Raw genomic sequence first — 18,663 nt, forward strand, 5'->3', positions numbered from 1 at the left:
ATTATCCTGCTTTCGCGAAAGCAAATTGATTACAAGTGCCTTATTCGTAAATAGTTACAACATATTTTATGCAGCTTCATTCCATAAGTCTTATCAACTATAAAAGTTTTTCTTCAGCCGATTTTGAGTTTGATGAGAAGATAAATTGCTTTGTGGGAAACAATGGTGTGGGAAAAACCAACGTTTTGGATGCAATTTATCACCTTGCTTTTGCAAAAAGCTACTTCAATCCTATAACGGTACAAAATATCAAGCATAATGAAGAATTTTTTGTAATCAATGGCAACTTTTTGAAAAATGAACAAGAAGAAAAGATTGTTGTTAGTGCTAAAAAGGGGGTTCAACGCGTGGTGAAGCGTAACGGGAAAATGTACGATAGGGTCAGCGATCACATAGGGCTTATTCCTCTTGTAATCATTTCTCCTGCAGATCGTGATTTGATTATTGAAGGAAGTGATACGCGACGAAAATTTCTAGATGGTGTAATTTCTTTAAGTGATTCCAAATATTTGATCAAGTTGATGACCTATAACAAGTTGCTTCAACAACGCAATGCGTTACTTAAATACTTTTACATGAACCGTACTTTTGACAGTACAGCGCTGTCCGTTTATGACGAGCAACTGGTTGATTTAGGAAGTTATATCCATGCCACTCGAACTGCTTTTCTAGAATCATTTACTCCTATTTTCAGGAAGTATTACCAACAAATTTCTCGTTCAGAAGAGGTAGTAGATATTTATTATAAAGCCGATTTTAACCAAAGGGATCCTGCTCAAGTTTTAAAAGATGCGCAACAAAAAGACATGCAGTTGCAGTATACCAGTGCAGGAACCCATAAAGACGATTTGTTGTTTTTGCTGGATGATCATGCGGTGAAGAAATTTGGTAGTCAAGGACAACAAAAGAGCTTTTTAACCGCTTTAAAATTAGCGCAGTTTGAATTTATCAAGCAAGAAAGTGGTACGGTCCCTATCTTGCTTCTCGATGATATTTTTGATAAATTAGATGCGTCTAGAGTTGCTCAAATCATTGATATGGTGAACGACGATCAATTTGGTCAGTTGTTTATAAGCGATACGCACCCTGAAAGAACAGAGGCCGTGATCAAGCAGACCCAGCAATCTTATAAGATTTTTAAATTATGAAAAAGATCATCTACCTAGTACTAGCAGTAGTACTGATTTCTTGCACGAGTAATGAAAAAAAAATAAAAGCCTTAGAAGGTTATTGGAATATAGATGAAGTCATTTTACCAAATGGGAGCGAGCGTGAATTTCCTTTTTCTAATCACATGGATCACTTTAAGATCGACGGATTCAAAGGCGTTAAAAACAGAGTAAGTCCAACTTACGACGGCAGTTTTGTAAGCTATGGAAATCCTATTTATTTTCAATGGGAGGAGAAAGATGGTGATTTAAGCCTTACCTTTCAAGAAGGCGATGGCGCATACACACAAACAGTAGAAAAAGCAACAAAAGAGATACTCGTCCTGCTACATGAGAATGGGACGCGTTACACTTACAAATCATATACCCCTAATGAGGAATAATAGAAAAGAAGATTTTGTGCGCATGAGCGATGTGTTGAGTGATTTTAAAGCTCAAGACAAGTTGCAAAAAGGTTTTGAGAAGGTCGATATAGAAGCTGCTTGGAAAGCGGTTATGGGAAGCGGTGTGTCAAATTACACCACTCAGATAAAGTTTACAGCGGGTACCTTGTTGATAAGTCTTTCTTCTTCTGTATTAAGACAGGAATTGCTTTACGGCCGAGCTAAAATAATTAAAAACCTCAACGATCATTTAGATCGTGAGATGATAGAAAAATTAGTATTGAGATAAAAACTATATTCATTTAGTTAGCCTTTGCAGAATTTATTGTTGACTAAAATTGCACAGGAGCACTGTCTACTTCTTCACTTGCTTTAATATCTCTTTGTTTGACCATTTCCTTTTTGAAGATACGCTCATAAAGTTCTTTAAGACTATTAAAGTCGATGCGGTATTGCAACCCTAAACCTTGGGTGTAATCTTCTTGTTGTCCTAATTGCTGTAAGGTGTTTTCTCGATTAAATAATTTTAACCGCAACGTACCATCTTCATTGATAAGAAATTCAATCTCTACATTTCCGATAACCGCACGTTCACTAGAACTCGTAGATCCTACTGGAACTCCTAATTTACCATTGATTAAAACACGATCTGTTATTTGTGTGCTTAGCGTTATTCCAAAACGGTCCGATCGTTGTAAATCAGAGTTGGGATTGCGCTCTGAAGCTTCATAACTCACGCCGAAATTCAATTTACTGTCTTCACGACTTACCAAATCATTTACAATTCCGGTAACACTTTCTACGACATTGCCAGTGACCGCATTTTGTCCTATACTATTGGGGTTGTAAAAGGAACCTATACTTACTAAAGATAAGGCTTGTAATTGTCTTTGGGATTTATCATCTAATCGGTATTGCAGCTCCGAGCTTACTACAGAATTGGTGTTAGGGAATCTGATAATAAATTCTGGGTCAAAAAAGCTAAGGTCACCTTGTAATTTAGTTAGTACTTCAACTGGAACTTCGGCGTTTAGATTAGGGTTGTCTAAAAGTATCGACGGATTTGCTCTAGTGGCATATACCGCCTCAACATCTATAGTGGCATTAGTAGGGTCTCCATTCCATTCCATAGTACCTCCTGGCTGAATAGTGAAGTTTTTATTGACGATGCCTGCATATTTGAAATTATAAATCCCCTCAGTCACGATAAAGTCTCCATTCATGATGAATTTACCATTGGTATTGATTTCTAATAGTAAGTTCCCCACACCTCTTCCTCGTAGGTAACTTCCATTAGTGGGATCTACGGTGATCTCTACTTCTGCAGCTGGTGTCACCTGGAGTTCAAATCGGAGTTCTAGGCCACTTATTTTATCTGTAATGACGGTTTCTCCAGAGATACGCGCTTTCTTTTCTTCAGGACTTAAGAAGTATATGGCAGAGGTATCTCCGAGAGATTCTCCATCATTGATAGGTACTTTAAAAACAGTTTCTTCTCCTGTAGTAGCGATCACATTAATCAAAAGCTCTTTTACAGGTCCAGTAATCGTTGCTTGACCATCTATAAATGCAGTTCCGTAGTACAAAGCTTCTGGGGTCAACTTGGTGTCTAGGGCTAGCAATCTTTCTGATTCTACTTTCAAGTCCAGATCCCAAAACCCAAAGTTTTTGTGGTTAATGGCCCCAGATAATAATCCACGAGTATCGTATTTGGTATCCTGAAGTTGTAAATTGTTAAAATTAAAAGCGGTAGACGTGATGCTGACTTGTGAGTCATTTTCTATATCAAAGTCGGTATTTAAATAAGGAATGCGCATGCCAGCATCTCTCAATTTTAAAGATCCATTGATATCAGGAGCAGTAAGATCTCCTGTCAGACGTGCTTGTCCAGAGGTGAACCCTCTTATATTGTCTAATACCTCCCCGCCCAAAGGACTTAAGGCTAATAAGTTAAAATCTTTAAAAACAGCATTTACATTGATTTTACTATCCTCCCCACTAGTATCTATATAGCCTTGTGCGGTAAATGTTTTTTGAACGTCGTCTTTGAGCTGGGCATAAACATCATAAAGGCTTAAATCTTTGTTTCCAGCAACCGATAGTTCAAAATCTCCTAGAGGAGTTTCATTTACTTCTAAATCTTTTACCGTAACATCACTAGTGGGAGCATAATTCCCATTGGTTTGTTTTAAAGACAACACACCATCAATTCGACCTTTGAGTTTTAAACTATCAATAGGTGAAGTGAGACTAGAAATCCGAACATCTTTAAAATCTAAATGTACATTTTTATCATCTTTACCAGTAATATCGCCAAAAAGAGTGATCAATTCTTCTTGGTGTTTAACCACCAAGCTGTCCAACTTAAATGTTTTAAAATCGTGATCAAATTTTAGTTGCACCTCTTTATCGGCTTTGTTTAACAACCATTTTTGACCTTGAAAGATCACATCACTTTTTCTAATTCCTATAACAGATTGGTTCAGATTATTTACGGTGTGATAAAAGCTAAGATTGAATTTATCGGTATCTCTTGAAGAGCTATTAAACTTAGTACGGAAAAGTAATGTGTCTTTGTTTGTTACATTAATGAGCTGAAAGTCTTGGATGTCATAAATACTATTTTTAACGCCATCTACTTTAATAAAGGTATTGAATAAAGGGTTTTGGTTATTGATTTGTACGTTGACTTGATCCAGTTTTACGTCGTAAATTTTAATATATGGCGATCTAAATGTCATACGGAACTGGGCCTCGTTACTGGCTACTTGGCCTTTTAAAATCGTGTTTTCGCCTAGAGCGATACCTGGAAAAATAAGATCTGCTATTTTATCATGAATTTTAAATTCATAATCTAAATATTGATCTTGTGTGATATTTTTTGACTGGTAATTTGTATAGACATTACCAATGCTATTTTTAAATAATTCAGGAATTTCAGCAATTTTAAAAACACCAGATAACTCTCCTTCTATAATATCGGTGCTATTTATAGAAATAAATCGTTCTTCATTTCTAAAGCTAGAATTAATACTGAAGTCGTCAAAAACATAAGTTTCATTAGGGTTTTTATAACTAGCATTGGTAATGTCTATGGTCCCTACAGCATCATCTAAAGTAGTACCCTGCATCTTCATAACAATACCCCCTTGAAGTATAGCGATAGAATCACGTTTAAAAATATTGATGGCATTTAAGTCAGCATACTTGATTTTTGCATTAAAGTCATAGGTGTTTACGGCAGCGGTAAAGTCGGCAAGACCGTCAAAATCCATTTGAAGATTAGGGTCATTTATAGATGCTTTACCATTAAATATTGGTTTTTTAAATTTGCCATTTACTCTAATATTGCGATAGGAATACCCATTAAAATAAAGTTGTGCAATGTTTCCTTTTAAGGTGGTATTGGCATTTTCGAGGTCAAATCCGCGACCGTTGACATCAAGATCTAAAGTGACTTTCCCCAAACCTTTTATACCTAATAAAGAACCCAAATCCAGGCGTTGAAATTTTATATTTCCGTTATAAGCAATAGTGCCACTTTGTATATTATCGAGCAGCAGATCTGATTTAAAATTTCCTTTACGACTGCTCCCAGAAAGTCTGGTGGCTACCTGATTGGCATTAACGCTTGCGTAACCTGTTGCTTTTACCGTCCCTAGTTGATTTAACTTTATTGGTAAAGTAGTTCCTAAAATATTGGGTAAGAATTTTTTAAGATCGGTAGTGCTGGCCTGCAGGCTGTTAAAGTCGCCTTCTATAAAAAAGTCATCTTCGTTCTCGATAAGATTTTTAAAGTGCATATTTCCATCTATAGTGATGTCACCTAAGGCGGTCGCAACAAGATCTTCTACTACAAAATCATTAAGGGGTCCTTTTAAGCGGCCTTTTAATTTTACCTTATCATTTTCTATAATTTCATTATAAAATTTTCTAAGCTCGTTAGTAGATAAATCGGCATTTTTAATATCAAAATCCCATGCTACTTTTTTTATAAACTCGGCAAAATCTTTTCTGTTATAGGATAATTTAAGGTCTCCTTCTATTTGAGAACCAGCTGTATTGATGATTAGGTTATCAGCAAGTAGTTGAGTAGGTGTGTAGGAGAAGTCTGCGTTTAAATTTTTAATCCTAAGGTTTTTATTCCCGTTAGCATCTGCTTTCATAACGCCTGTGTACATGTCAAAATCAGCTCCTTTTATTTTAGCACTAATTTCAGAGCCATTTATGGTCAGTCCGTCAGATTGAAGGTTCAAGTTTTGTGCTATAAAAGTTTCTGGGTATTTTAGATGTTCATCAATAATACGTATCCTGGAATTGGTAATGTTTAAGTCGTCTGTGGTGAGTTTAAAAGGGGTAGAGGAGCTTTCCTGACTAGTGCCAAATTTAGTTATAAATTCATTGAGGTTGTCGTCTTTATCACCTTGGTACCTTTTCATATTCAGGTAAAGTCCATCTATGGAAGTATTCCCTAAATCTGGATGTCCAGCGATCATGTCCCCAAAACCAATAATAGAAGAACGGAGTTCTTTAAAGTAAATAATGGTATCCTTACGACTGTCTAAAGCTCTGGATTCCTTAAGGATAAGGTCTCCAGAAAAGGAAATGTCTATAGCTTTAATCTCTATATTTGTACCGTATTTGTTATTGAGATAAGAGGTGGTATACTGTGCTGCAGCTGTTTGAACTTTTGGAAATGAGAATGTTACTGCTAGTATTATAAATAATATAAGCAGCACTACCATTGCTTTGGCTAGTATTTTAAGAAGTTTCTTAATGATATATCCTTTACTTTTGCAAAGATTACAACTTTTATGCCTTAAAGCCTTCATGCAGACAAAAAATTCTTATATTCTTGCAATTGAATCTTCCTGCGATGATACTGCTTGTGCCATCCTTAAAAATGATCACGTATTATCTAACATAGTTGCGGGTCAAGAAATACACCTTCAGTACGGAGGCGTGGTGCCTGAGCTTGCTTCTAGAGCGCATCAATCGCATATAGTACCAGTGGTAGATCAAGCATTAAAAAAAGCAGGTATTACAAAAGAAGATTTAAGTGCTATCGCTTTTACAAGAGGTCCTGGACTTATGGGAAGCCTTCTAGTAGGAACCAGTTTTGCAAAGTCTTTAGCAATGGCATTAGAGATACCTCTTATCGATGTACATCACATGCAGGGGCATATTTTAGCACACTTTATAGATAACGGCCAAGAAAAACCTATATTTCCCTTTTTAGCGGTCACTATAAGTGGCGGACATACCCAAATTGTAAAAGTGACCGACTACCATAAAATGGAAGTGATCGGAACTACACAAGACGATGCGATAGGTGAGGCTTTTGATAAAAGTGGCAAAATGCTGGGCTTGGGATATCCTGCAGGACCACAAATAGATCAACTTGCAAAAGAAGGGGATCCTAAAAAGTTTCCATTTCCTATTCCCAAAGCGCCAGATTTAAATTACAGTTTCAGTGGGTTTAAAACCGCCGTATTGTATTTTATACAGCGTGAGGAGAATAATAACCCTGATTTTATTAAAGAAAATCTCTTGGATATTTGTGCCAGTATACAGTATACCTTAATAAAGATATTGTTTCAAAAAGTCGAAAAGGCAGTACAACAAACGGGCATAAAAACAGTCGCTATAGGTGGTGGTGTGAGTGCTAACTCTGGAATAAGAGCAAAGTTACGGTCTTATGAAAAAAAGGGTTGGAATACCTTTATACCTCCTTTTGAATATACTACAGATAATGCCGCTATGATAGGAATTTCTGGATATTATAAGTTTTTAGATGGATATACAGCAGGAATGGAAACTACTGCCTCACCTAGAATACAGCTCTAATGCAATTATTTTATTATTCAGACATATCACCAGAATCCAACATCTTGGAGCTGGATAAGGAACAAGCCAGGCACATGACTAAGGTGTTGCGCAAAAAAGTCGGTGATCAAGTTCACATCACCGATGGAGTAGGAAATCTATATGATGGCAGGATACATCTTGTGACTAGTAATAAATGTACTATAGCTATCGCTTTCGCGAAAGCAGATCCTCCTCCAGCATCAAAGTTGCATATCGCTATTGCCCCCACTAAAATGAACGATCGCATGGAGTGGTTTCTAGAAAAAGCTACAGAAATGGGGATTTCAAAAATAACGCCTTTATTATGTGAGCATAGTGAACGTAAGAAAATAAATCCAGCTCGATTTCAGAAAATTGTAATCAGTGCTATGAAGCAAAGCAATCAGTTGTATCTTCCAGTTCTAGAAGAGCTGACTTCTTTTACAGAGTTCTTAAAAACTGACCTAAATGGATTGAAATGTATTGCACATTGTGAAGAAACTGATAAGAAAATGCTTTCTCAACTCCTACATAAAGACCAAGATGTCACCATGATTATAGGACCAGAAGGAGACTTATCATTGACTGAAATACAAATGGCTTTAGAAAACGGCTTTATACCAACTTCTTTAGGATCTAAAAGGTTGCGTACAGAGACTGCGGGTGTTTATACAGCTGCTATTTTTAACGGTATTACTGAATCTTAGAAACAGAGGCTCCTACGATATTCAAGTTCTTATCTTGTAAGATGATAGCGACTTTAAATTGATCAGTCTCTTTTACGTTAGGAGGTAATTCAAAAATATAATTTCCTTCAGAGTTTTCTGGTTGAAGTAGTACTCGGTCCATAACAATGTTGGTATTGGTTATCATTTTGCCCCTGTTGGGACCGTTATTTATTGCTACATCATTAGAATTTAGGAGAAGTAAGGCATATGCTTTGTCATATTTTTTATTTGTAAACAGGTTGAAAAACAGATGAACAGATTCATTTTTATACCTTTTAATTTGAGGGGCATTTAATTTTTCTATAATACTTTTCTTTTTTAAAGAAGAATTAAGCAATCTAATATTAGCACCATTAAATTCTGATTTTCCATTTATGACCATTTGAGGGGCATACAAATTGCGATCAAATATTTTTTCATAATTACGTTGGTAATTGGTATGGCTTGCGTTTGAAAAGGTATCTATCCATCCTAAATGATTCCAGTAATCAATATGATAGGACAAGACGATCACATTTTCATCATCTTTTACAGTATTGGCAAGAAGGGTTGCCTTTTCGCAAGTGGGACAATTTTGGGAAGTAAAAAGCTCTAAAACAATAGGACTGCTTTGTGGTCCAATAGGCAAAGGCTTTGAGCTATTTTCAATATGCTGGAATACCAGTATACTCAGGGCTGCAGATAAGCTTAAAACGGGAATAAACAACTTATTCGAAGAAACAAAATTTATCATCAATTAGCGTAAGGGGAAATCAAATATAAAAACTAAACTTCTTAAATAATCATAAATTAGCCTTTTCTTATAATATTAATAATCAACATGAATTAAAATGTCAGATAAGTTTGTAATTTGCTAGCCTATGAAAAAAGCATTTCTTTTCATCTGCCTGTTGGTCTTAAAAAACATGGATGCACAACAACTAGCCGTATTAAAATACAACGGCGGTGGCGACTGGTACGCTAACCCTACTGCGGTTCCTAATTTAATAACCTATTGTAACGATCATATTAGTACTCAATTAAATACCGAGGTAGCGATCGTCGAACCCAGTAGTATAGCTATTTTTCAGTACCCATTTATTCATATGACTGGACACGGTAATGTTGTTTTCAATGAAGCCGATGTTCAAAATCTTAGAGAGTATCTTTTAAGTGGAGGCTTTCTTCATATAGACGATAATTATGGAATGGAACCTTATCTCAATAAAGAACTCATTAAATTATTCCCTCAACAGGAATTAGTTGAGTTACCAGCCTCACATCCTATTTTTAGTAGTTATGCAACCTTCCCTAAGGGCTTGCCTAAAATACATGAGCACGAAGGACAACGACCACAAGCTAAAGGTTTGTTTTATGAGGGAAGGCTAGTTCTATTGTTTACTTATGAAAGTGATTTAGGTGATGGATGGGAAAGTCCAGAAATACATAACGATCCACCTGAGGTGCGCAAAAAAGCCTTAGATATGGGTGCCAATATCATCCAATACGTTTTTACCAACTAAGCTATGAGCAAAGCAATACATTCAAAATCAATAGCTTTTGGTATTCTAAGAGCCTTGGGAATTATTTTTGGAATCTTAATCCTTTTATGGTTCCTGTGGGAAGTACAATCGGTGCTCGCTTATATAGGAGTTGCTGCTGTTCTTTCCTTAATAGGAAGGCCTATTGTGCTATTATTGCGCGATAGGTTAAAACTTCACAATACCATTGCCGTAATAGTGACGCTATTGATACTCTTTATGATCATTATAGGAGCTATACTGTTGATGATACCAGTAATTACAGAGCAAAGCGCAAACTTAAGTCAGATCGATCTTGAAGAGTTACAAATAAATGTAGAAATCCTCAATGAGCAAATCAGTGATTATTTCGGTATTCAAAGAGTAAATATTCTGGAGCGACTTCAACAAATGGATTATTATGAGAACTTGAATATAGATCTTATTCCACAGTTTGTAAACGGTTTTTTTGGTACTTTAGGTAGTTTTGGCATAGGCCTATTCTCTATATTATTCATTACCTTTTTCCTTCTTAAAGACAGCCGTCTTTTATTAGAAGGAGTTTTAGTGTTTTCTAAAAAAGGAAACGAAGGTCAGTTTTTAAGGGCATTTACTAAAATAAAGCAATTACTTTCTAGGTATTTTATAGGACTGGTTTTTCAGGTAGTTATTTTATTTGTGCTGTACAGTATTATATTGTTTACGGTAGGAGTGGAGAATGCGATCATCATTGCCTTTTTCTGTGCATTGCTTAACCTAGTTCCTTATTTGGGGCCTGCAATAGGATACGTATTGATGTCGGCTTTTGTAATTAGTGATCATTTAGGTTCTAATTTTTCTGAAATTATTCTTCCTAAATTAATCATTATAGTAATTGGCTACGGATTTGTTCAGGCGATTGATAATTTTATAAATCAGCCGTTGATATTTGGAAAAAGTGTAAAATCACATCCGTTGGAGATTTTTATTATTATTTTAATCGCTGGAATTTTATTTGGTATTATAGGCTTAGTTCTTGCTGTACCTACCTATACAGCTATAAAAGTGATTTCCAAAGAATTTTTAAGTGAGTACAAAATCGTTAAGAAACTGACTCAAAATTTATAGATGAATCAGGCAGTCATAAGAACAGAAGTTACTAAATACCTAAGAGGTCATTTACAAGAAACTTCAGCTGCTTTTATGCTCATGAATCACCCTTTTGAGTACGTTTCCAATAAGGAGCTCACACAGCAATTAGTTGGCTTACAAAAGGCGCGTTATAAATTTCCTTCTCTTTTTAAGAATCCTCATATTTTGTATCCGCCTAAAGTGAATTTAGAGCAAACCAGTTCAGAAATAACGGCGGTTTACAAATCGCAGTTGTATGCTATAGATAGCATGATTGATCTTACCGGAGGATTTGGTATTGATGTTTCCGCTTTCGCGAAAGCATGCTCCTCAACAACACATATAGAACTTTCAAAATCGCTACAGGAATACGCGCAACATTCTTTTAAAATACAAGAACTTCAAACAAAGTCATTTCAAAGTGACGGCATCCAATTTTTAAAAGATACTGCTGAGGTATACGACTTGATTTATCTGGATCCTAGCAGAAAAACAGCCACACATGCGAAGGCGGTTATGTTATCAGACTACGAGCCTAATGTGCTGGTAAATTTAGAATTATTACTTCAAAGAGGTAAAAGAGTGATGATCAAAACATCTCCCATGCTTGATATTACGGCAGGGATCAAGCAACTAAAAAAAGTAAGCTCTTTGCATATCGTTGCGGTAAAAAATGAAGTCAAAGAATTGCTTTGGGTATTAACTAAAGAAGAGGTAAGTCAGGTCCGTTTAACTTGTATCAACCTGTTGACAGAGCAACCTGTTTTTAAAAGTATATTGGGTGCACAGCACAGTCCTACCTATTCCAAACCTCAAAAATACCTGTATGAGCCCAACGCCGCTATCATGAAATCACAACAATTTGATTCTCTAATGCAGCATTATGCCTTACAAAAGCTAGATCAAGATGCTCACTTGTTTACTTCAGAAAAGTTATGTGATTTTCCCGGGCGCATTTTTGAAATTAAAAAGGTTGCTCCAAACACTTCCAAAATATTAAAAAGGCTTTATGCTAAGAGTGCTAAAGCCATCGTTACCCGCAACAACAAAGAATCGGTAGCACAGCTGCGCAAGAAATACCAGTTTTCAGAACACGAAACCGATTATTTGTTCTTTACAAGTTCTCAGGAACTAGGGGCTATTGTTATTGAGGCGGTTAAACTTTGAGTTTTTGTGTTGTCATAGGTGATTGTAGCCTTGTTGCTTTACTAAACTTCCTATAATAGACTTCTCAAAATTTATAAGCTGATGAACTTATAGTATTCTCACCTCTTGTTTCTAGTTTCTTTTAGTTAGCCTTATATATTCTCTCTTCTTTTGTTCTTACTTTTGCAGCTTTTAAAACCAAATCATGATCACAGTAGATAATCTTGCCGTAGCATTTAGCGGTACTACCTTATTTAGCGATGTTTCCTTTGTTATTAATCCTACCGATAAAATAGCATTGATGGGGAAAAACGGCGCAGGAAAATCTACGATGATGAAGATCATCGCTGGAGAACAAACAGCCACTCGTGGACATGTACGGGCCCCTAAAGACATAGTGATCGCTTATTTACCACAGCATTTACTCACGGAAGACGATTGTACTGTTTTTGAAGAAGCGGCCAAAGCCTTTAAACAAGTCTTTGCTATGAAGGAAGAGATGGAGCGTCTCAATACAGCGCTTACCGTAAGAACCGATTATGAAAGTGATGAGTACATGGCGATCATAGAACAGGTGACCGAATTAGGAGACAAATTCTACGCCCTAGAAGAGGTCAATTATGATGCTGAAGTTGAAAAAGCCCTCAAAGGATTAGGTTTTAAACAAGAAGATTTTACCAGACAGACGTCTGAGTTTAGCGGTGGATGGCGCATGCGCATGGAGCTAGCTAAAATTCTTCTTCAAAAACCAGATTTGATTTTACTAGATGAGCCTACTAATCACATCGACATTGAATCGGTGATATGGCTAGAAGATTTTTTGGTCCATAAAGCTAACGCAGTAATGGTGATCTCTCACGATAGAGCATTCATTGATACCATTACCAATCGTACTATAGAAGTGAGTATGGGAAGAATATTTGATTATAAAGCCACCTATTCTCATTACTTGGTGTTGCGGGAAGATCGCAGAGCTCACCAGATAAAGGCTTATCAAGAACAGCAAAAAATCATAGCCGATAATAAGACTTTTATCGAGCGTTTTAAAGGGACTTACTCTAAAACGAATCAAGTATCTTCTCGGGAACGAATGCTGGAGAAATTACAAATTATCGAAATTGATGAGGTAGATACCAGTGCTTTAAAGCTGCGTTTTCCACCATCGCCTCGATCAGGAGATTATCCAGTGACCGTAAAGGACGTTTCCAAGTCTTATAAGGATCATGTGGTTTTTAAGGAGGCAAATATGTCGATTGCTCGCGGGGAGAAAGTATCTTTTGTAGGCCGTAATGGTGAAGGAAAATCCACCATGATAAAAGCTATTCTAGGAGAAATTGAAGTAGAGGGAACCTGCCAATTGGGGCATAATATTAAGGTGGGGTATTTTGCACAGAACCAAGCGGCATTGCTTGATAAAGACCTTACTGTTTTTCAAACAGTAGACGAAGTGGCAGAAGGTGATATACGCACTCAAATGAAGAACATATTAGGTCGCTTTATGTTCAGTGGTGATGATCTAGAAAAGAAAGTGAGTGTCCTTTCTGGAGGTGAAAAGACAAGACTCGCCATGGTAAAGTTACTTCTAGAGCCAGTGAATTTGCTTATTCTAGATGAACCTACCAACCACCTAGACCTCAAGTCAAAAGACGTGCTGAAAGAAGCGCTCTCTACTTACGATGGAACATTGATTTTAGTTTCTCACGACCGAGATTTTCTTCAAGGACTTTCTGAGAAGGTATTTGAGTTTAAAGAACAACGAGTGATTGAACATTTTGAATCTATAGATGCCTTTTTAGAACGCAATAGAATCAAAAGCATAGCAGCTATTAATTTGATGTAATTAAATAAGCGGTGCGTTCCATCATCTCTATTGGCAACGAGCAGAGGCAATCCAGACGGCAGTCGTAGCTTTAATACTCCCACCTGCGCATTTTGTTCAACTCTTCTTGTGCCTCTAGTTCTTCAAGAGGAATTACTTTTAAAAACGACTGGTGTTGTTCAATAGAATATTCCAACTGCTCCACAATCTTTTCAATAGAGTCGTTTTCATAATCTATTTTAAGCGGTTCTTTAATGACCATAGATTGAAGAATATTGCGTTTTTTAATACGCAATCCCTTTTTATCAAAACTCCTGCGGAACCCGTCAATTACGATAGGTACCACAATAGGACGGTACTGTTTGATTATGTGGGCAGTACCTTTTCTAATAGGCTTAAAAGGTTTGGTAGTTCCTTGTGGGAAAGTGATCACCCAACCGTCATTTAATGCAACGCCTATATTTTTAGTGTCGTCTGGATTTACCTCGCGATGCACCTCTTCTCCTTTTGCTCTCCAAGTTCTTTCTACCGTAATGGCGCCGGCATAGGCAAATATCTTGGGTAATAAGCCACTTTGCATGGTTTCCTTGGCGGCAACATAATAGATATTCAATTTAGGATTCCATAGGTAACCTACGTTTTTAATACTGTCGTCCCGTCCTTTTAAAGAAGCATTGAAAACATGAAACATACTAACCACATCTGCAAAATAAGTTTGATGATTAGAAACAAACAACACACCTGTTTCAGGAAGGGTTCTAATAATCTCGCTTCCTTCAATTTCCAGTTCATTAAAACCTCGATAACGACGGTGAGACAAGACTCCAGCAATGCGTATCAGCCATTTTTTTAAAAATAAGATATGGCCAAAAGGATTTTCTTTAAACAATCCCATTTAAGTTTTAGTTTTAGAGGAGTAGCAAATATAAGAATAGCTTTTTAAATAAGGCTAGTGCTTATTTCAACCCAGCTGCTATAAAAACATCTTTTATTTCTTGTAGCATCATTGCTGTAGCCCCCCATACCATTACCTCCCCAAAGTAGAAGCAAGGCACACTCACTTCCTTCATGTAAGAGGTTGATAGTGTTGTACGTTTTTTGTTATTATGGTTTAGCAAGTCAGAAAGCTTTATTTCGATAACAGATTTCACTTCGCTTAGTTGAGGGGTGAATGTTAGTTCCGCTTTCGCGAAAGCGAGATAAGGATGCACCATATAGTTACTAGGGGGAATGTAGATAGAAGTCAATGGCATGACCAAGTGTTGATCGTTTCTGTCCACACCAATCTCCTCTTCGGTTTCACGCAAAGCTGTCACGCTATTGTCATGATCAGTCTTCTCCTTTCTGCCACCAGGAAAAGCTATCTGACCGCTGTGTTTGCCTGTAGATGTGGTGCGTTCTATAAGAACAAAATGGGGAATACCATCTTTAGGATAAATCAGCATCATTACAGAGGCTTCTTTGGGAGTGCGGTTGTCTAAAGTAATGTGCTGCATTTCCTCTATACGATTTATCACAGCCATTTTAAGCTGTGATTCTAAGCCTGGAAGAGGTAATTTCTTTAGCTTTGACACTTGATTCAAAAAATCGTTAAATGAAGTCAATTATTTTCTTTTTAATGCTGGTGTGGTGTTGTTTCTCTTGTAAAGATAGTACAGAAGTTCAAAAAGCTATAAAAGAAGAACTACCGGACAGGGTAACACCATTAACAAAAGAGCAACGCATTCTCGACCGAACATACAAACGCCAGATTTCAGCTAGTGGTGATACCTTGCTTGCGTACATTCCACAGGATAGTGTAAAGGTATTTTTTACGAGGTATGGTGAAGAAAATCCCGAGACCAGAGTACGTTTATTAACCACTTATGGAGTTATAGAAATGGAACTATTCACAGAGACTCCTATTTATAGAGCGAGCTTTATTTACTTGGTAAAAAATGCATATTTTAATGGAACTTATGTCCACCGAGTGGTTCAAGACTTTGTGGTACAAGCTGGTAATAGTGATGAAACTTTACCGGCTTTGAAAAGAGCGAGCGCGGGTAATTATAAACTTCCACCACATTTTTTACCAGGCATAACACATGAACGAGGTACTTTAAGCAATGCCAAACAATGGATTGATAATCCTCAAAACTGGCATGATCCGTTTGATTTTTTTATCACTTTAAATTCCTCTCCACATCTGGATCAGGAGCATACCATATTCGGTAGGGTTACCAAAGGAATAGAAATCGCAGATCAACTTGCGAGAGTACCTACCGATAATAGCGACTGGCCTAAAGAAAATATTTTTATAGATATGGAGGTCATTGATTAATTTTTTTCATTGTCTTAATGATGGGAGCGAGGTTGAGTTAAAAAAAGCAACGCTCCTTCTCTGATATATAGAGATTTCTCATTGAAGTTAAGGGTATGGTTTTAAAACGGATCACTAAACTTAGGGTCAGTAGTAATATCGGTATCGGTTAAGGTTTTAAGAAAGTTCACAACATCTGCTATTTGTTGATCTGTCAGGTGGAGACGCTGCGGCATTCCATTGGCATCTTTTAAAGCATTATTTAAATTAGGATGGTCTTGTACACCACTATTGTAATGCTCCACTACCTCTTCAAGAGTGGCAAACCTACCGTCATGCATGTATGGTGCGGTGAGTTCAATGTTCTTTAATGAGGGTACTTTGAATGCTCCTAAAAACTGTGGATTAGCTATGGATTCAAAAACCCCTAAATCGTCAGTGGAGACCAAATCCAAACCATTATTAGTGGTTCCTGCATCAGGATTAATAAAAGCTTCAGTAGCGTGACAACCTATACAGCTTAACCCCCCTAAATTTTTGGGTCTAAAGAATAAACTCTTACCGTTATTTTCACTTGTAGTAAAATTAGCAAAGTTGGTATTTGGTATATTAACGGTAGCCCTACCGGTATCGTATTTACTAGAAACACTCACTATACTTCTAATAAATTGAGATAAGGCTTTTGATATTTTATCTGATGTGATCTCTTCACTTCCAAAAGCATTGGCAAAAAGTGGTGGATAGAAATCTTGATTTTGAACATTGGTAACAACTTCTGCTAGGGTCATTCCCATTTCTACCGGATCTTGGAATGGTTCTAAGACTTGTTCTTCTAGAGAAGCTGCTCTTTCATCCCAGAAAAAACGACCTCTCGCATACCACCTTGCATTAATAAGGCTCATAGAATGCCTTCTGGTATTTCCTATATCAAAACCTATACTGAGAACGCTGCTATCGGAAAATCCTTTGGATGGTATATGACAAGAGGCACAGGCTATAGTTCCATTGGCACTTAGGTTTTTATCATAAAACAACACCCTACCTAGGGTAGCGCCATCATTGGTAGTAGTATTAGTAGCAGGCGTATTGTCATTGTCAATCGCTGCATTTTGTCCAATACCTATGAGTACATTATTGGAAAGGTGATTGGGTATGTTGATATCAGTGTAATTATAGGGGGTATCAGGTAAGTTTAATATACTGGATGATGGGCTGACAGGGGTGTAACTTGTGTTTTTACTACAAGAAGTTATAAATGAGGCACTTAGTAGTAAAAAGGCAAACAACGCTAGGTATTTCATAAATAAGGTCTTTATAGATCAGACTACCCATATGCGAAAAGGTTTAAAAAAATGTTAATAGTTTATTTTCTGAAGCTTTTTTTAGATCCTTCTTTTCTGATTATTAGGATCCATTTAAAAGTGCTTTTTCCAGATAATAAAGGGGTGTAAGGGGCTAATTTTGTTGAATAACAGAAAAAATAAACCTCTTTAAAATCGAAGATTTTAAAGAGGTTTAGGATTAAAAAAAGGTCTAGTTTTTTAGTATCTATAAACGATCGCATTGATATTCATTCCAGCCCCTACACTAGCAAACATTACCACATCTCCTTTTTCTACTCGGTGTTGCGGCATTTTTCCACGTACGACAAGATCCATTACCGTAGGAACTGTTGCCACTGAACTATTCCCTAATTTATGAATCACCATAGGCATGATGTCCTTAGGCACTTCCATATCGTAAAGTTTATAGAAGCGATTGACTATGGCTTCGTCCATTTTTTCATTAGCTTGATGTATAAAAATCTTTTTAAGGTCGTTAATAGGGACACCAGCTTGATCCATCGCCTCCTTCATTCCTTCAGGGACTTTAGAAAGGGCAAAGTTGTAAATGCGGCGCCCGTACATTTTAATGTATGTGGTTTTATCTTCTAGGACTTTGTTGTAAGACGTTTCATTAAAGATAAAATAGGTTTCTTCTTCTGTATAAGTAGCTGTTGCTTGCCCTAAGATACCGTGTTCATCATGACTAGCTTCTAATACAGCCGCTCCAGCTCCATCAGAATAGATCATCGAATCTCTATCATGCGGGTCTACCACACGAGATAAAGCTTCAGCACCTATGACCAACACTTTTTTAGCAAGTCCAGATTTGATAAAAGAATCTGCTTGAGTAACACCTAAAATCCATCCAGGACAGCCAAACAAGAGGTCGTAAGCAATACATTTTGGGTTTTTAATGCCCAGTTTATTTTTTACACGGCTCGCAAGACTGGGTACCATATCACTAGAACCACCATCAGGCTTTACGTCACCATAATTGTGTGCAACGATTATAAAATCTATGCTTTCGGGATCACAATGAGCATCTGCTATTGCCTTTTGAGCGGCAAATGCAGCAATATCACTTGTCAATAAATCATTGCTTATATAACGACGTTCTTCAATACCTGTTATAGCTACAAACTTTTGTATGATGGTGGCGTTATCGCTTCCAAAGGAACTTCCATCATTGTTTAAAAATTCATGATTCATGAATTCTTCGTTTTTTCTTACAATATCAGGAATATGACTTCCTACTCCAGTAATTTTTGCTCTCATGCAGGCAGTTTTCAATCTTATGACTAACAAAAAAAGCGATTTATCTGGTTTTATCCTAATAAT

General features: G+C 36.8%; 16 protein-coding genes. 10 read left to right on the plus strand and 6 right to left on the minus strand.

Annotated elements, in window-relative coordinates; genetic code table 11:
- Window positions 1-68: 68 nt before the first annotated feature.
- From KG732_RS08870 to KG732_RS08880, 3 genes are read left to right on the plus strand one after another with little or no spacing between them, the layout of a single operon-like run.
- Complete coding sequence (locus tag KG732_RS08870) at window positions 69-1,148, plus strand: DNA replication/repair protein RecF (RefSeq protein WP_213522671.1); 1,080 nt, start codon at window positions 69-71, stop codon at window positions 1,146-1,148.
- On the plus strand, window positions 1,145-1,552 hold the full coding sequence (locus KG732_RS08875; RefSeq protein ID WP_213522673.1) for a lipocalin family protein: 408 nt from the start codon (window positions 1,145-1,147) through the stop codon (window positions 1,550-1,552). Before KG732_RS08870 ends, KG732_RS08875 begins: the two co-directional genes overlap by 4 nt.
- Entirely contained in the window at window positions 1,542-1,841 is a 300-nt protein-coding gene (locus KG732_RS08880; RefSeq protein ID WP_213522675.1) for a DciA family protein, read from the plus strand. The genes KG732_RS08875 and KG732_RS08880 overlap by 11 nt, the downstream gene beginning before the upstream one ends.
- Before the next feature lie 43 nt (window positions 1,842-1,884).
- Here the strand turns inward: KG732_RS08880 and KG732_RS08885 are convergent, their stop codons facing one another.
- A complete protein-coding gene (locus KG732_RS08885; RefSeq protein WP_213522677.1) occupies window positions 1,885-6,297 on the minus strand; it encodes a translocation/assembly module TamB in 4,413 nt (1,470 codons plus the stop codon).
- An 85-nt stretch (window positions 6,298-6,382) separates the two neighbouring features.
- Here KG732_RS08885 and tsaD point away from each other — a divergent pair, with 85 nt between their 5' ends.
- Complete coding sequence (gene tsaD, locus KG732_RS08890) at window positions 6,383-7,399, plus strand: tRNA (adenosine(37)-N6)-threonylcarbamoyltransferase complex transferase subunit TsaD (protein ID WP_213522679.1); 1,017 nt, start codon at window positions 6,383-6,385, stop codon at window positions 7,397-7,399.
- Window positions 7,399-8,106 (plus strand): 16S rRNA (uracil(1498)-N(3))-methyltransferase, encoded by a 708-nt coding sequence (locus KG732_RS08895; protein ID WP_213522681.1) that lies wholly within the window; start codon window positions 7,399-7,401, stop codon window positions 8,104-8,106. The genes tsaD and KG732_RS08895 overlap by 1 nt, the downstream gene beginning before the upstream one ends.
- Here the strand turns inward: KG732_RS08895 and KG732_RS08900 are convergent.
- Window positions 8,093-8,860, minus strand: coding sequence for a DUF1223 domain-containing protein (locus KG732_RS08900; RefSeq protein ID WP_213522683.1), 768 nt, complete (start codon window positions 8,858-8,860; stop codon window positions 8,093-8,095). The genes KG732_RS08895 and KG732_RS08900 overlap by 14 nt on opposite strands.
- Before the next feature lie 127 nt (window positions 8,861-8,987).
- Between KG732_RS08900 and KG732_RS08905 the strand changes: the two genes are divergently transcribed.
- The 4 genes from KG732_RS08905 to KG732_RS08920 all read left to right on the plus strand — a co-directional run bounded on the left by KG732_RS08905 (window position 8,988) and on the right by KG732_RS08920 (window position 13,722).
- Window positions 8,988-9,629: a DUF4159 domain-containing protein gene (locus KG732_RS08905; protein ID WP_213522685.1), complete on the plus strand. Its 642-nt coding sequence runs from the start codon at window positions 8,988-8,990 to the stop codon at window positions 9,627-9,629.
- 3 nt (window positions 9,630-9,632) lie between these two features.
- Entirely contained in the window at window positions 9,633-10,733 is a 1,101-nt protein-coding gene (locus tag KG732_RS08910; RefSeq protein WP_213522687.1) for an AI-2E family transporter, read from the plus strand.
- Window positions 10,734-11,903 (plus strand): methyltransferase, encoded by a 1,170-nt coding sequence (locus KG732_RS08915; protein ID WP_213522689.1) that lies wholly within the window; start codon window positions 10,734-10,736, stop codon window positions 11,901-11,903.
- 184 nt (window positions 11,904-12,087) lie between these two features.
- Complete coding sequence (locus KG732_RS08920; RefSeq protein WP_213522691.1) at window positions 12,088-13,722, plus strand: ABC-F family ATP-binding cassette domain-containing protein; 1,635 nt, start codon at window positions 12,088-12,090, stop codon at window positions 13,720-13,722.
- Between the two features lie 70 nt (window positions 13,723-13,792).
- Here the strand turns inward: KG732_RS08920 and KG732_RS08925 are convergent, their stop codons facing one another.
- Together KG732_RS08925 and KG732_RS08930 are read right to left on the minus strand one after the other, a co-directional pair.
- Window positions 13,793-14,596 (minus strand): 1-acyl-sn-glycerol-3-phosphate acyltransferase, encoded by an 804-nt coding sequence (locus tag KG732_RS08925; RefSeq protein ID WP_213522693.1) that lies wholly within the window; start codon window positions 14,594-14,596, stop codon window positions 13,793-13,795.
- A 61-nt stretch (window positions 14,597-14,657) separates the two neighbouring features.
- On the minus strand, window positions 14,658-15,224 hold the full coding sequence (locus KG732_RS08930) for a CoA pyrophosphatase (RefSeq protein WP_213522695.1): 567 nt from the start codon (window positions 15,222-15,224) through the stop codon (window positions 14,658-14,660).
- Window positions 15,225-15,295: 71 nt separating this feature from the next.
- Here KG732_RS08930 and KG732_RS08935 point away from each other — a divergent pair, with 71 nt between their 5' ends.
- Window positions 15,296-16,021, plus strand: coding sequence for a peptidylprolyl isomerase (locus KG732_RS08935; protein ID WP_213522697.1), 726 nt, complete (start codon window positions 15,296-15,298; stop codon window positions 16,019-16,021).
- A 101-nt stretch (window positions 16,022-16,122) separates the two neighbouring features.
- Here KG732_RS08935 and KG732_RS08940 read toward each other — a convergent pair whose 3' ends face one another.
- Window positions 16,123-17,301, minus strand: coding sequence for a cytochrome c peroxidase (locus KG732_RS08940; RefSeq protein ID WP_213522699.1), 1,179 nt, complete (start codon window positions 17,299-17,301; stop codon window positions 16,123-16,125).
- Window positions 17,302-17,541: 240 nt separating this feature from the next.
- A complete protein-coding gene (locus tag KG732_RS08945) occupies window positions 17,542-18,600 on the minus strand; it encodes a 3-oxoacyl-ACP synthase III family protein (RefSeq protein ID WP_213522701.1) in 1,059 nt (352 codons plus the stop codon).
- Window positions 18,601-18,663 lie beyond the last annotated feature (63 nt).

Source organism: Nonlabens sp., assembly GCF_018401815.1.
GTDB lineage: Bacteria > Bacteroidota > Bacteroidia > Flavobacteriales > Flavobacteriaceae > Nonlabens.

Excerpts from the sequence above, each read along its gene's own strand:
- KG732_RS08870 (WP_213522671.1), top strand. The coding sequence starts at position 69 with ATGCAGCTTCATTCCATAAGTCTTATCAACTATAAAAGTTTTTCTTCA.
- KG732_RS08875 (WP_213522673.1), top strand. The coding sequence starts at position 1,145 with ATGAAAAAGATCATCTACCTAGTACTAGCAGTAGTACTGATTTCTTGC.
- KG732_RS08880 (WP_213522675.1), top strand. The coding sequence starts at position 1,542 with ATGAGGAATAATAGAAAAGAAGATTTTGTGCGCATGAGCGATGTGTTG.
- KG732_RS08885 (WP_213522677.1), bottom strand. The coding sequence starts at position 6,297 with ATGGTAGTGCTGCTTATATTATTTATAATACTAGCAGTAACATTCTCA.
- tsaD (WP_213522679.1), top strand. The coding sequence starts at position 6,383 with ATGCAGACAAAAAATTCTTATATTCTTGCAATTGAATCTTCCTGCGAT.
- KG732_RS08895 (WP_213522681.1), top strand. The coding sequence starts at position 7,399 with ATGCAATTATTTTATTATTCAGACATATCACCAGAATCCAACATCTTG.
- KG732_RS08900 (WP_213522683.1), bottom strand. The coding sequence starts at position 8,860 with ATGATAAATTTTGTTTCTTCGAATAAGTTGTTTATTCCCGTTTTAAGC.
- KG732_RS08905 (WP_213522685.1), top strand. The coding sequence starts at position 8,988 with ATGAAAAAAGCATTTCTTTTCATCTGCCTGTTGGTCTTAAAAAACATG.
- KG732_RS08910 (WP_213522687.1), top strand. The coding sequence starts at position 9,633 with ATGAGCAAAGCAATACATTCAAAATCAATAGCTTTTGGTATTCTAAGA.
- KG732_RS08915 (WP_213522689.1), top strand. The coding sequence starts at position 10,734 with ATGAATCAGGCAGTCATAAGAACAGAAGTTACTAAATACCTAAGAGGT.
- KG732_RS08920 (WP_213522691.1), top strand. The coding sequence starts at position 12,088 with ATGATCACAGTAGATAATCTTGCCGTAGCATTTAGCGGTACTACCTTA.
- KG732_RS08925 (WP_213522693.1), bottom strand. The coding sequence starts at position 14,596 with ATGGGATTGTTTAAAGAAAATCCTTTTGGCCATATCTTATTTTTAAAA.
- KG732_RS08930 (WP_213522695.1), bottom strand. The coding sequence starts at position 15,224 with ATGGCTGTGATAAATCGTATAGAGGAAATGCAGCACATTACTTTAGAC.
- KG732_RS08935 (WP_213522697.1), top strand. The coding sequence starts at position 15,296 with ATGAAGTCAATTATTTTCTTTTTAATGCTGGTGTGGTGTTGTTTCTCT.
- KG732_RS08940 (WP_213522699.1), bottom strand. The coding sequence starts at position 17,301 with ATGAAATACCTAGCGTTGTTTGCCTTTTTACTACTAAGTGCCTCATTT.
- KG732_RS08945 (WP_213522701.1), bottom strand. The coding sequence starts at position 18,600 with ATGAGAGCAAAAATTACTGGAGTAGGAAGTCATATTCCTGATATTGTA.